Origin of the sequence: Vibrio sp. 10N.222.54.A3 (genome assembly GCF_041474095.1) — a bacterium.
Taxonomy (GTDB): Bacteria; Pseudomonadota; Gammaproteobacteria; order Enterobacterales; family Vibrionaceae; genus Vibrio; species Vibrio crassostreae_C.
The window spans coordinates 19,237-32,737 of record NZ_JBFRTN010000084.1; the positions used below are offsets into that span (position 1 = coordinate 19,237).

At 45.5% G+C, this 13,501-nt stretch carries 11 protein-coding genes; 5 read left to right on the forward strand and 6 right to left on the reverse strand.

Going from position 1 to position 13,501, the window contains the following annotated elements; translation table 11 throughout:
* Window positions 1-110: 110 nt before the first annotated feature.
* Window positions 111-770: a ribosome biogenesis GTP-binding protein YihA/YsxC gene (yihA, locus tag AB4507_RS17645; RefSeq protein ID WP_017060162.1), complete on the reverse strand. Its 660-nt coding sequence runs from the start codon at window positions 768-770 to the stop codon at window positions 111-113.
* Between the two features lie 148 nt (window positions 771-918).
* Between yihA and AB4507_RS17650 the strand changes: the two genes are divergently transcribed.
* The 5 genes from AB4507_RS17650 (at window position 919) to hemN (ending at window position 5,460) form a co-directional block, all read left to right on the forward strand.
* On the forward strand, window positions 919-1,536 hold the full coding sequence (locus AB4507_RS17650; RefSeq protein WP_012602993.1) for a cytochrome c: 618 nt from the start codon (window positions 919-921) through the stop codon (window positions 1,534-1,536).
* A gap of 557 nt (window positions 1,537-2,093) precedes the next feature.
* Window positions 2,094-2,732, forward strand: coding sequence for a class I SAM-dependent methyltransferase (locus AB4507_RS17655; protein WP_010433503.1), 639 nt, complete (start codon window positions 2,094-2,096; stop codon window positions 2,730-2,732).
* The gene (yihI, locus tag AB4507_RS17660) at window positions 2,732-3,289 is read left to right on the forward strand and encodes a Der GTPase-activating protein YihI (RefSeq protein ID WP_102394314.1); all 558 of its coding nucleotides are present in this window, start codon (window positions 2,732-2,734) and stop codon (window positions 3,287-3,289) included. The genes AB4507_RS17655 and yihI overlap by 1 nt, the downstream gene beginning before the upstream one ends.
* A gap of 6 nt (window positions 3,290-3,295) precedes the next feature.
* Window positions 3,296-3,784: a DUF2489 domain-containing protein gene (locus AB4507_RS17665; protein WP_017060164.1), complete on the forward strand. Its 489-nt coding sequence runs from the start codon at window positions 3,296-3,298 to the stop codon at window positions 3,782-3,784.
* Window positions 3,785-4,068: 284 nt separating this feature from the next.
* Window positions 4,069-5,460: an oxygen-independent coproporphyrinogen III oxidase gene (hemN, locus tag AB4507_RS17670; protein WP_372104539.1), complete on the forward strand. Its 1,392-nt coding sequence runs from the start codon at window positions 4,069-4,071 to the stop codon at window positions 5,458-5,460.
* 83 nt (window positions 5,461-5,543) lie between these two features.
* Here the strand turns inward: hemN and AB4507_RS17675 are convergent, their stop codons facing one another.
* The 5 genes from AB4507_RS17675 to glnA all read right to left on the reverse strand — a co-directional run bounded on the left by AB4507_RS17675 (window position 5,544) and on the right by glnA (window position 13,198).
* Window positions 5,544-8,126, reverse strand: coding sequence for an EAL domain-containing protein (locus tag AB4507_RS17675; RefSeq protein ID WP_372183035.1), 2,583 nt, complete (start codon window positions 8,124-8,126; stop codon window positions 5,544-5,546).
* A gap of 108 nt (window positions 8,127-8,234) precedes the next feature.
* Window positions 8,235-9,638, reverse strand: coding sequence for a nitrogen regulation protein NR(I) (gene glnG / locus AB4507_RS17680; protein ID WP_017063059.1), 1,404 nt, complete (start codon window positions 9,636-9,638; stop codon window positions 8,235-8,237).
* Window positions 9,639-9,759: 121 nt separating this feature from the next.
* On the reverse strand, window positions 9,760-10,836 hold the full coding sequence (glnL, locus tag AB4507_RS17685) for a nitrogen regulation protein NR(II) (protein ID WP_019826501.1): 1,077 nt from the start codon (window positions 10,834-10,836) through the stop codon (window positions 9,760-9,762).
* 168 nt (window positions 10,837-11,004) lie between these two features.
* Complete coding sequence (locus AB4507_RS17690; RefSeq protein WP_017059222.1) at window positions 11,005-11,574, reverse strand: DUF4124 domain-containing protein; 570 nt, start codon at window positions 11,572-11,574, stop codon at window positions 11,005-11,007.
* 214 nt (window positions 11,575-11,788) lie between these two features.
* Window positions 11,789-13,198, reverse strand: a complete 1,410-nt coding sequence (gene glnA / locus AB4507_RS17695) for a glutamate--ammonia ligase (protein WP_017059221.1) — start codon at window positions 13,196-13,198, stop codon at window positions 11,789-11,791.
* Window positions 13,199-13,501: the final 303 nt, after the last annotated feature.

A 13,501-nucleotide genomic window follows, 5' to 3' on the forward strand; every position in this document is an offset into this window, starting at 1 on the left:
TAACTCACTCATTTTTGGGCAAAAAAATACCCCACCTATATAAGGAGGGGCATTGATAAGGCTAAATCACGTGTTGTAAGTGCTCTAACCTATAGCGATAAGTAGAGGAACTACTCTGAGTCGTTGTGCTCTTCGTCTGCTAACTCATCAATGATTTGATCAGCAAGCGCAGGCGCAAACCACTCATCCATCTTGGCACGCAGTTGGTCAACGCCGATGCCCTTCATTGAAGAGAAGACATCAACCGCAACATCACCACCGAAAGATTTTGCATCGTTACGGATTTTCAGTAGCTGTGCTTTACGCGCACCACTTTTCAGTTTGTCTGCTTTTGTTAACAAAACCTGTACTGGGATGCGGCTATCGATAGCCCAGTAGATCATTTGTTGGTCAAGGTCTTTCATTGGGTGACGGATATCCATCAATACCACTAAACCTTTCAGGCTTTCACGTCGTTGTAGGTATTCACCTAGCGACTTCTGCCATTTTTTCTTCATCTCAAGTGGTACTTGAGCAAAGCCATATCCAGGTAAATCGACGATATGACAACCGTCCGTTACCTTAAATAGGTTGATTAGCTGAGTTCGACCGGGTGTTTTACTGGTTTTCGCCAAGCTTTTTTGGTTTGTAACGCGATTTAGCGCGCTAGATTTACCAGCATTGGAGCGTCCTGCAAACGCAATTTCGATCCCTTCGTCTTCTGGTAAATGACGAATATCAGGTGCACTGGTAATGAAATGCGTGTTTTGATAATGAATTTTTACGCTCACTGTTAACTCCATCTCGACTTTGTGTAGTCGATTGATTACTTTTTTGTGAATTTGTGTAAAATAACCGTGCTCGGCATAAGGTCGCCTATTGTACCATGAGTGGCAACATAGAGTGGTACTGGAAGCTTGATAATTATAATGGAATGTCATGAAGAAATTAGCGCTAATTTTGAGTCTTTTAGCCAGCTGCTCAGTATGGGCTCAAGGTAGTATTGAAGCTGGTAAAGCCAAATCACAAACATGTGTTGCCTGCCACGGTGCTGACGGCAACAGCCTGATCACTCAGTACCCTAAGCTGGCTGGTCAACATGAGAAGTATCTAGAGAAGCAGTTAAAAGAGCTTAAGCTAGGTATGACAAGTGGTGGTAAGCAAGGTCGTTACGAACCTGTAATGGGTGCAATGGCGATGCCTTTATCTGAAGAAGATATGGCTGACCTAGCGGCATACTACGCCTCTCTACCTATCTCTAGTAACTCTACTCCTGAAAATGTAGTAGATGAAGGTAAGGTTCTTTACACAGCGGGTAACGCAGAACGCGGCGTAACGGCGTGTATTGCTTGTCATGGCCCTCGTGGTAATGGTACCGAACTTTCTGGTTTCCCTAAGATTTCAGGTCAGCACGCAGATTACATCAAGGCTCAACTTGAAAAATTCCGCGATGGTGACCGTAATAACGACATGAATGCGATGATGCGTGATGTAGCTAAAAAGTTAACAGACGCTGATATTGATACCTTATCGAAGTACGTTGGTGGTTTACACTAATTTGTCGGTTTCTTGCTCTTAGCCAGAGTAAAGGAATGTACGTTCGAGCGAGATTGAAGAGACGCCCCGATCAGTAATGGTCGGGGCGTTTTCTTTTGTATTGGTTTTATTAATGCGTTTTGTGTTTATGTCTGATTTATCAATGTGTGATCGATTTGTGTACAAAAGTGTGAAGTCGCACTCTTGTAGTCTTTTTGTAACACGGTAAAGTAACCGCCATCAGCTAGGAGCTGACTTAGATATGGATGATCATCTAGTCTAACGGTATAGACAGAAATGGATCAGGCTAGGACAGCCCAGCAACAAGGTGTTAGAAAAGGATAGCCAAAACTCATCAGGACGATGAACAACAAACAAATTTGGCATGGAAAGCACCAATAACAAATGGAGATTTGTGTACCAAGTTGAGTATGCAAATTTTGGCCGATATAGGCAGATTTAGAGAGCGATAGGTTTTCCTATCGCTTTTTTTATTGATTTGATGAAAAAACACCCAATACCTCTCCACTATAAACTCAGTTTCTGGTATGTTTCGCATCCCTGTTTAAGGATGTGCTATGTATACTTGTCCCTTATGCCATCACCAAGGCGTGAATCACTATTTTGAAGACAAACGCAGAGCCTATCTGCAGTGTCAGCAATGTGAACTGGTATTTGTTAAACCTGAACAAAGGTTAGAAGCAAAAGAAGAAAAAGCACACTATGATCTCCATGAGAACGATCCTAGTGATGCAGGCTATCGCCGCTTTTTATCTCGCATCGCGGATCCACTAACAGACAAAATTTCATCTAACTCACACGGGTTGGATTTTGGTTGTGGCCCAGGCCCTACGCTATCTATTATGTTAGAAGAAGCCGGACACACCATGGAGTTGTACGATATCTATTACCACCCAGAACCCTCTGTGTTGGAAAAAACGTATGACTTTATGACTGCCACGGAGGTGATAGAGCATCTTTATCACCCAGACAAAGTGTGGCAGCAATGGTTGAATTTAGTTAAACCCAAGGGCTGGATTGGTCTTATGACTAAACTAGTAATAGACGTAGACGCGTTTGCTGGTTGGCACTACAAGAATGACCCGACACATGTCGTCTTCTTTAGTCGTCAAACATTCCAGTTTTTGGCAGAGCGGGATAAGCTCGAACTAGAATTTTTTGGAAATGATGTAATTTTACTGAGGAAAGTGCAGTAATGGGTCGTAGTAAGAAATCAAGAAAACCAGGAGCACTTGGCGCTCCGGAACCTATGGTTACTCGTAATCGTAGTGAATCTGATGTTGAAGGTCGTGAACGTAAGCGTGTTAAAAAGCGTAAAGGCCTTAAGTCTGGTAGCCGTCACTCAGATGGTAGCGAAGCAAAACAGCGCAAAGCTGCACTAGCTCGCGACCCTCGTTTAGGCAGCAAGAAAAAAATTCCGCTGATCGTTGAACCAGCGAAGAAGCCGACGAAACAAGAGCGCAAGCTATCTAACGAACAAGAGTTAGAGATGCTTGAGAATGACGCTCAACTGAACACACTCCTAGATCGTATCGAAAATGGTGAAAACCTAGGTGCTGGTCTACAGAAGTTTGTTGATGAGAAACTTGATCGTATCGAACACCTAATGGGCCGCTTAGGTCTACTAGAGCCAGAAGACGATGAAGAAGAGATCTTCGAAGAAGCACCGGTTGCCTCTAAGAAGAAAGCGAGCTCTGACGAAGACTTGTTATCTCAATTCGAAGATTTCGATTTAGACAGCTTTAAAGGTTAATAGCCAGTGAACGTAACCTTATTAGCAATTGCTGGTGGAATTATCATTCTCGGCTTGGGCTCTTACGCAGGTTACCTTCTACTTCAAGTGAAGAAGCAGACGGAGTTGCAAAAGCAGCATCAAGCACTAGCCATTGAAAAACGCAACGCGACGATTTACGAAAACGTAAATACTTTGTGCTTAGCGGGCATTCAAGGGCAATGTGACTTACCTGAGATCAGTATCCGAGTGTGTATCATTATGGATAATGTTCAGGGTGATGAGCGTGTCGATTTTGATTCTGAGTATCCTGCTCTTTCTGAGCTGTACCATATCGTAAAAGATATGGCTCGCGGAGAGGCAAGACAGGAACTGACGAAGAAAGAGCGCATGCAGCAGAATCTCACGCGCCATAAGGCAGAGACTCGCTTGAATGATGCGGTCATTGAAGATCTGAAAAGGTTGCAAGAGAAGGTTAAACCTCTCAACAACCAAATCAACATTCAGATGATCTAGTCGCTAAGACTATTTAAAATAGAGGCTTGTTTAATACAGGGTGTTCTTGAGACACCTTATCTTTATAGATAGTGTTAAATGAGCCTTCTTACCTTTTGCGTCTCGTTAATCCCGACGCTTTGTTAGTGATCAAGCTAGCAGTTCTGAGTTTTTGTCTGAAAAATTGATTTTGTCTTGGAACGACCTTACTGGTCGTGTGGCAAAATAACCCGTCTATATTTTAATGTATGTAAAATGATTTGAGAGACCTTAGGTTCTCGCGGATCTAAATTGGAATTACCGCTATGTCGAGCAAGCCAGTAACAACGAATCAGCAAATCGTTTGGGATCAAGAGATCTTAAACAAGTACAACTATTCGGGACCTCGTTACACTTCATATCCAACAGCGTTGGAGTTTCATGAAGCGTTTACCGTCGCTGATTACGACATGGCGTGTACTCAGTACCCTGAGCGTCCACTCTCTCTTTACGTGCATATCCCGTTCTGTCATAAGCTTTGTTACTACTGTGGTTGTAATAAAGTCATTACTCGTCACTCGCATAAAGCGGATGAGTACCTTGATGTGATTGAACATGAAATCCGCCAGCGCGCCTCTTTGTTGAATGGCCGTGAAGTGACGCAATTGCACTTCGGTGGTGGTACGCCAACGTTCTTGACCAAAACACAAATTACTCGCTTGATGATGATTCTGCGTGAGGAATTTAATTTCACTGCTGACGCTGAAATCAGTATTGAAGTTGACCCGCGTGAGATTGAGCTAGACGTACTTGACCACCTGCGTAACGAAGGCTTCAACCGCCTGAGCATTGGCGTGCAAGACTTCAATAAAGAAGTGCAGAAACTGGTTAACCGTGAGCAAGATGAAGATTTCATCATTGCGATGGTTAAACGAGCGAAAGAGCTAGGCTTCCGTTCAACTAACCTGGATTTGATCTACGGCCTACCAAAGCAGACTCAAGCTTTGTTCGCTGAAACATTGAAGCAAGTGTTAGAAATGAAGCCGGGCCGTTTATCGGTATTTAACTACGCACACATGCCTCAGCTGTTTGCGGCGCAGCGTAAGATTAAAGACGAAGATCTACCTGAAGCGAAAGAGAAAATGGCTATCTTGCAAGATACCATCGAGACGCTAACGGGAGCGGGTTACCAGTTCATTGGTATGGATCACTTCGCACTACCTGAAGATGAGCTAGCCGTAGCACAGCGTGAAGGTATTCTGCATCGTAACTTCCAAGGCTACACCACCCAAGGTGAAGCTGACTTAATTGGTTTCGGTGTTTCTGCGATTTCTATGGTTGGTGATGCTTACGCACAAAATCAGAAAGAGCTGAAGAAGTACTACGCTCAGGTGAATGACCTGCGTCATGCACTTTGGAAAGGTGTTGCTCTAGACAGTGACGACCTTCTACGTCGTGAAGTGATCAAGCAGCTGATTTGTAACTTCAAGCTTGATAAAACAATGATCGAATCTGAGTTCTCGGTTAACTTTAATCGCTACTTCAAAGAAGATTTAGAGCTTCTACAAACTTTTATCAACGATGAGTTGGTTGAAGTCGATGATAAAGAAATCCGCGTTACTCTGCGTGGCCGCTTGCTGATCCGTAACATCTGTATGTGTTTTGATAAATACTTACGTGCAAAGGCTCGCCAACAGCAATTCTCTCGCGTTATCTAATCGCTCGATAGAGAATAGAACAATAAAAAATGCCAGCATCATGCTGGCATTTTTGTATCTGACTCATTCGATTTCTGCCTGGTTTAGGTGAGACTCTCAGTGGTATTTTGTTTGACCTTGGCACTTTGCTTGGAGTTGATGAGGTCGGTAGGCCATTGGTCAAACGGAACTGGGCGACTGTATAAGAAGCCTTGAGCAAGCGGGCACTGCAGCTGCTTGAGAAGTTCAGCCTGTTGCTGTGTTTCAACGCCCTCTGCCACCAAGCTTACTTTGAAGCCCTTAGTGATGTTAACGATGGCCGCGACGATGGAGCTATCTAGGTTCTCTTTATCAAGTTTGCTGACAAAGCTGCGATCGATCTTAAGGCAGTCGAATGGCAGTTTGTGTAAGTAAGCCAGTGACGAATAGCCGGTACCAAAGTCATCAATCGCAATTGATATCCCTAGTGCTTTTAGAGTCAGCATGTTATCGATGATGGTCGGGTCGTTGTCGACGATGCGTGATTCGGTGATCTCTAGTGTCAGGTTGCTTGCTGGCAGATTTGTGTCTCGCAACGTGCCTTTTACTTGTTCCACAAAGCCACTTTCACTCAGTTGATCGACCGACAGGTTAACGTGAATCGAGAAGTCCTTGCTCCATTTTCCTGACTCAATCGCGATGGCGGTATCTCGACACGACTTATGCAGAATTTGTTTTCCGATATCGTCAATGAGCCCGCTCTCTTCCGCGAGAGGAATGAACTCGAGTGGCGAGATCACCCCTTCATCCGTTATCCAGCGAGCTAAAGCTTCTGCTCCTATGGTCGAGCCAGATTCCAGATCAATAATAGGCTGATAAAACGGTTCGAACTGTTGAAGCTCAATCGCTCGGTTCATCCGCGCTAACATCTTGGTGCGATGTCTCGATGCTTTGCCCATTTCAAGGCTATAAATACAGACACTGGTTTTGTCTTGTTTCGCATTGCTCAATGCAATGCTGCTGCTGCGTAGCAGGAGTGTAATGTCGTGAAGATTAGAGACATTCACTATCCCCATCGATACCTTAATCACCACGCTTTCCGATTCCATTGAAAATGGGGAAGCGAAGGTTTGAAGTAAGCGGTTAGTCAGCAGCTGAACATCATCGCTTTGCGTTACGTTTGGCGCGTAGATGGCAAACTCATCACCACCAGTGCGAGCTAGTAGGTATTCGGATGGCAGTGTGCCTCTTAAACGAGCGGCCGCAATGATAAGTAGCTGGTCGCCATTGTAATGACCTAGGCTGTCATTGATGTCTCGGAAGCGATCAATACCAATCAAATACAGTGTGCCTTTTTCGTTGTCGGGGTGTTTCTTGGCAGCGTCAATAAAGCCTTCACGGCTGTATAGCTTGGTTAATGAGTCATAGGTAAGTTGAGACTGTAATGCATGAAACGAAGCCTTTAAGTTGTTGGTCATTTCATTGAATGACTCGACCAACATGCTGGTTTCATATATATGCCCTGTTTTTGGCATGCTCGCGTCCCAATCGCCCTTAGCAAGGCGTTTTGCCGCATCCGCTGTCGAGGTGATGGGTTGGGTTGCGCGATTAAAGGCAATTAATCCTGCAATGACCCCAATGCAGCTCAGTGCTAGCCCAAGCAACCAACTGTTTCTTTGATTTTCTGGCAATTCACCGAGCAGATTGCTTTCAGGGATCGACACCCCAATAAACCACGTGAGCCCGTGCTCATCTTCGTATGGGGTGATTTGGTTGAAGTAGCGTTCGTTGTCTAGGTTAAAACTAAAGCGCTGCTCACCCAAATTCTCGATTAGGTGGAATTGCTCTACGTAGCTAGCACTCTCACGTATGACTGGATTAGCACTCTCTGTTGCTAGTTTGCGTTGCCCTTTGTTGGTTTGTCCTGTGCCCCATGAAACGACACTGCCTCCGCCTGAGTGCGCGACCAAGCGTTGCTGCTTATCGATGATGTAAACAGAGGCATCCGTTCTATCTTTGAGCTTTCTGAGAAACGCATTGAAGGTATTGATTTTGATGTCGCTGACTACGACGGCTTTGAATTCATTATCATCATAGATAGGCGCTAGAGCAGATAAGGTGATTTCTTGACGTTCGTCAGCATTGGCATAAATTGGTGACCATAACGGTTTTTTCTGTGTCGCAATGGGTGTGTACCAAGGACGGATTCTAGGATCGTAACCTGAAATCACCGATCGAATGTCTTCACTAATTTTGCTGCCACGGTAAATGACCAGCTGATCATTGGTGCGTTCGTCTTGCACCATCAAGGTGTAGCCTTTGTTGGCTTCTTTGCGGAAACCGACGTAGTTACCATCTTCAGAACCAAAGCCGATCGCATCGAGTTGAGGTACAGCAGTGTAATGGTCTGAAAACGTATAAAAAATATAGTCTTGGACCTTACTAAGATTGCCTGCTTGATAAAGATGGTGGTAGCCGATGTTATGGCTGAGCGAGAGGTTGGCGTGAAATGGCTTTTCTAAAAAATTAGACAGGCTTTGATGAACATTGTCAGTCAGTGATGTCAGCTGGCGTGCACTAACATCACTCACCATCTCTTTGTAGCTTAGCTTTTGAGTGAAAACCATTACACCCATAGTGAACAGAAAAATCATCACGAATGGCAGAACCACTGCGGTTCTCAAAGTAATTTGTGTTTTCAAAGACATCTTTAGCTACAAATTTGGTGAATAGTGTACTGTAATTGTACCGACACTATTCAAACCAAGCGACACTTTTTTGGTTAAAAAGTAGCTGCATCGAGAATCATATAAGGTCTAGTACAGTTCTTTGAGTTTACGAGTTAGGGTGTTTCTTCCCCATCCCAAAACCTTAGCTGCATCCTGTTTATGACCATTAGTGTGGTGGAGTGCAGCCTCGAGCAGTATACGTTCAAACTCTGGTAGAGCGTAAGTGAGCAGCTCTTTTTCTCCTGAATCAAGCGCACATTTCGCCCAATTCGCGAGCAGTTGCTGCCAGTTATCCCCAGAACCTGAAGTGGTCACGACTTTTTCTTCCAACAATTCCGGTGGTAGATCGGAAGGCAGTATCTCGCTGCCGCTAGCCATCACCGTTAACCAACGACAAATATTCTCAAGCTGACGTACGTTACCCGGCCAATTGAGCTGGTTGAGCTTCAAAATGGTCTCAGGATGCAGTGTCTTCACTTCAACACCGAGCTCTTCGGCGGCGGATGCTAGGAAGTGATGAGTGAGCTTTTCAATGTCTTGTTTACGTTCGCGAAGTGCCGGGATATGGATTCGGATAACGTTGAGTCGGTGGAAAAGGTCTTCACGGAAGTCGCCTTCATGCACTAAGCGCTCAAGATCTTGGTGGGTTGCGGCAACGATACGAACGTCTACCTTAACTGCAGAGTGACCGCCGACACGATAGAACTGACCATCAGAAAGTACACGCAACAAGCGAGTTTGGATATCGAGTGGCATGTCACCGATCTCATCCAGAAATAGGGTGCCGCCGTTGGCTTGTTCAAAGCGTCCTTGGCGAACGCTGTTAGCACCGGTAAAGGCACCTTTTTCGTGGCCAAACAGTTCAGACTCGATCAGATCTTTGGGGATTGCTGCCATGTTCAAGGCAATGAAGGGCTTCTTAGCTCTTGGGCTGTGACGATGCAGAGCGTGAGCGACCAATTCTTTACCGGTACCCGATTCACCATTGATCAGCACGGATATGGATGAGCGAGACAAACGGCCAATCGCTCGGAAAACCTCCTGCATTGCCGGTGCTTCACCGATGATTTCTGGCGCGTTGGTGTCTTCAGCGACCTCACTGGCTTGTTCGCGTTTCTGCTCTTGGCTGTGCGCGATCGCTCGTTCGACTAGAGTCAGTGTTTCATCAATATCGAACGGCTTTGGAAGATATTCAAAGGCGCCTTTTTGATAAGCATTCACCGCCGCATCAAGGTCTGAGTGCGCGGTCATAATGATCACGGGCAGGTCGGGAGAGCGTTGATGAACCTGATGCAACAGCTCAATCCCGTCAATGCCGGGCATGCGAATGTCAGACACCAATACGTCCGGTGTCTCGCGCTCAAGCGCAAGCAACACGCTCTCAGCATCAGCAAATGTTTCACACTTAATATCCGCAGATGAAAGTGTTTTCTCTACTACCCAGCGGATAGAGCTGTCGTCATCGACGACCCAAACGTATCCCTTACTCATAATTCAATTCCTTTGCAGCCAAATCTATTGTGATAATCATTGTTGTTTTTATGATGTCTTAATCTTTGTGTTACCGAGCTAAGCCTTTCATCTCGCTGTCCAATAGCGAGGTTCTTATGACCTAAATCGGTAGATAAATCGTGAATGTGGTGTTGCCTGGCCAGCTTTCAACATCAATTTTCCCATTGTGTTGATCGATCAGGTTTTGAGAAATCGATAGCCCCAGCCCTGTTCCACCTTCTCGTCCGCTGACCATTGGGTAAAACAGCGTGTCTTTTAAATCATCGGGGATGCCGGGGCCGTTATCGCTGATCTCAATGCGCGCTGCGAGTTTGTGTCGCTGCCCGTGAATATTTGCTTGATGCACCGTTCTGGTGCGAATGGTGATTTTGCCAGAATCTTGAGTCTTTAGAATCTGCGCTGCATTGCTCACGATATTGAGCATCGCTTGTTCAACCTGTGCCGAATCCATCAAGATGTCCGGTAGGCTCGGGTCGTAATCCCTTTCGATGGCGAGCGTTGAACCCGATTCGAGCTCTACGAGCTGCCTGACTTTCTCAAGTATCTGGTGAAGGTTCTCTTCTGATTTAGTCCCCGGCTTCTGTGGGCCAAGCAGACGGTCGACTAATGCTCTTAAGCGGTCGGCTTGCTCAATAATGATCTGCGTATATTCATTAAGAGACTGATCAGGAAGCATTTTCCCAAGTAACTGCGCCGCACCTCTTAAGCCACCGAGTGGATTTTTGATCTCATGTGCTAACCCGCGTACCAGCAACTTAGCCGCTTGTTGTTGTGCATGTTGGTTGAGCTCTTGGCTAAGGCGTCTTTGCTGGTCTATCTTGCGCATCTCAACCAATAACAGCGTCTCTCGCTGCCAAGATATTGGGCTAACCGTGACTTCAAGCATCAGTGGGCGGTTATCAACAACGAAGGTAACGTCACTGTCGGTAATGCTCTGGCCACTTTGTAGCGGTTGCGTCAGAAGCGCCAAATCAAGTGAAGCGTGTTGGATAAGTTGGCTCAGTGGATGATCAACGATGCGTCGTGCGCTCTGTGAAAAGAGCTGCTCAGCCGCCGGATTTGCGTATCGGACATACAATTGCTCATCGAGCATTAATGTCGAAGTCACCATATTGTCGAGAATGGCGCTGGAAAGATGGTGTGTATCTATGCTGTCGCTTTTGGCTGATCGATTCACTATTTCGTCCTTGAACTGGTGTTTTTCTCACTGCACCAAATTGGTGCGTAGCTAAGTTCAAGTATGGCGCATATCAACCAGAAGCTAAAGATAATTCATTAGAGTCGCTGAAAGCTGCTTCGATTAGGTGAAAAGTAGAGGTTATTTGGCCTCTTTTAACACATTGGCCTACTTGAGCGTCGCTCGATGTAAATACACGGTGACTGGACTAGTAGATGCAATAAGCTTGCCGCTTCTATGTGCTTGAATTGCAATGGTGTGAGTACCTCGATCGATACCTTTTAATTCCCAAATAGGCTGGGTCTGTGGGGCGCCATATCGACGGCCATCAAGCATCAATTGTAATTGCTCCCCAATACCAAGTTTTCGGTTGAGCTCTATCTGAATCGGGATTAAGCCGCGATTACTACGAATGGTTTGATCATGAACTGGAGTCAACATGGTGAGGGCTAATTGAGTAGGAACCTCGCGCTTTGTGGTTTCGGTTTCTGCCTGAGTTTTGGCTGGCGTTGCCGTTTTAGTTGTAGAGGAAGCAGCAGCGTCAACCGGAGTTGAGGCCTCAAATTTAGGGGCGGGTGCTGAAGCTTGCACATCTGGCAGGCGAAGAGCCTCGGCATCTTGAGCGCTAGGGTTATCACTAAAGTGGAGCACGCCATCTTCATCTATCCAGGTATACACCGTTTGAGCAGAGCACGAGAGCGCGACTGTTAACCCGATTAGGAACAGTATGTTTTTCATATCTTTAGCCTCTTTTCACCGCTAGGTGATTTCACGTTTGGCGTTGGTTTTATTGTATTTAGCGCGACAGCCTCTGAGGGCTTTTGTCTAAGGTATGGTACGAGGAAGCGGGGGGAGGGAGAATATAAAAAAGGCCCGCCTGCGAGGCGAGCCTAATATTTAGTCAGCGATTCTTACAAGGTTGCAGTAAGAAATGGCTTATCTCTACAGGAGATTAAACTGAGTAGTACAGTTCAAACTCAAGTGGGTGTGTAGCCATGTTCACGCGTTGTACGTCGTCAGATTTCAGAGTGATGTAAGAATCGATGAAATCGTCAGAGAATACGCCGCCAGCTGTTAGGAACTCACGGTCTTCGCTAAGCGCTGCTAGAGCTTCTTGTAGAGATTCTGCAACTGTTGGGATTTCAGCTGCTTCTTCTGCAGGAAGGTCGTATAGATCTTTATCCATAGCTTCGCCTGGGTGAATCTTGTTCTTGATGCCGTCAAGGCCAGCCATAAGCATTGCTGAGTAGCATAGGTATGGGTTAGCTGCTGGGTCACCAAAACGTAGCTCGATACGACGTGCTTTAGGGCTTGGTACTACTGGGATACGGATAGAAGCAGAACGGTTACGTGCTGAGTAAGCAAGCATTACAGGTGCTTCGAAACCAGGTACAAGACGCTTGTACGAGTTAGTTGATGGGTTAGCAAACGCGTTGATTGCACGAGCGTGCTTGATTACACCACCGATGTAGTAAAGAGCCATTTCAGATAGGCCGCCGTACTTATCACCAGCAAACAGGTTAACGCCGTCTTTTGCTAGAGATTGGTGAACGTGCATACCAGAACCGTTGTCACCAACTAGTGGCTTAGGCATGAATGTCGCTGTTTTACCAAATGCGTGAGCAACGTTGTGTACAACGTACTTGTAGATTTGAGTTTCATCAGCTTTCGCTGTTAGCGTGTTGAAGCGAGTAGCGATTTCGTTTTGACCCGCAGTTGCTACTTCATGGTGGTGAGCTTCAACAACTAGGCCCATCTCTTCCATTACTAGACACATTGCTGAACGGATGTCTTGAGATGAATCTACTGGAGCTACTGGGAAGTAACCGCCTTTAACGCCAGGACGGTGACCTTTGTTACCGCCTTCGAAGTCAGAACCTGTGTTCCAAGCTGCTTCTACGTCATCGATCTTGAAGAAAGAACCAGACATGTCGTTTGAGAACTTAACGTCGTCAAATAGGAAGAATTCTGGCTCTGGACCAACTAGAACTGTGTCTGCGATACCTGTAGAACGTAGGTACTCTTCAGAACGTTTAGCGATAGAGCGTGGGTCACGGTCGTAGCCTTGCATTGTTGCAGGCTCAAGGATGTCACAACGGATGTTTAGTGTTGCGTCTTCTGTGAATGGGTCCAGTACAGCAGATGCTGCGTCTGGCATCATTACCATGTCAGATTCGTTAATGCCTTTCCAACCAGCTACTGAAGAGCCGTCAAACATTTTGCCTTCTTCGAAGAAGTCTGCATCAACTTGGTGAGAAGGAATAGAGATATGCTGCTCTTTACCTTTTGTATCAGTAAAACGTAAGTCGATAAATTTAACTTCGTTCTCTTGGATCAGGGATAGTACATTTTCTACTGACATCTTGGATAACCTCCAGTGTTATTAATTCGGTATTAGCTCGATTCGGTTGAAACTAGCATTGATTAATGTCTATAAGTGCATTAATCGATGCTGATTTATCTACTGCCAAAAACGTGCCAAAAAAATTATTCCATTAATTTCAATGATTTACTTGTTTTTCGGTTTTGCTTAATTTGGTTTTTGCACCAAAATGATCTCCGGGCGCACCTTATTGGTGCAATTGTTTGTCTGTGCACCAATATGAGACATAAGCGAGCACCATTCAGCAATGAATTGCCTAAGTTGTCAATCCACTTTTGTTAT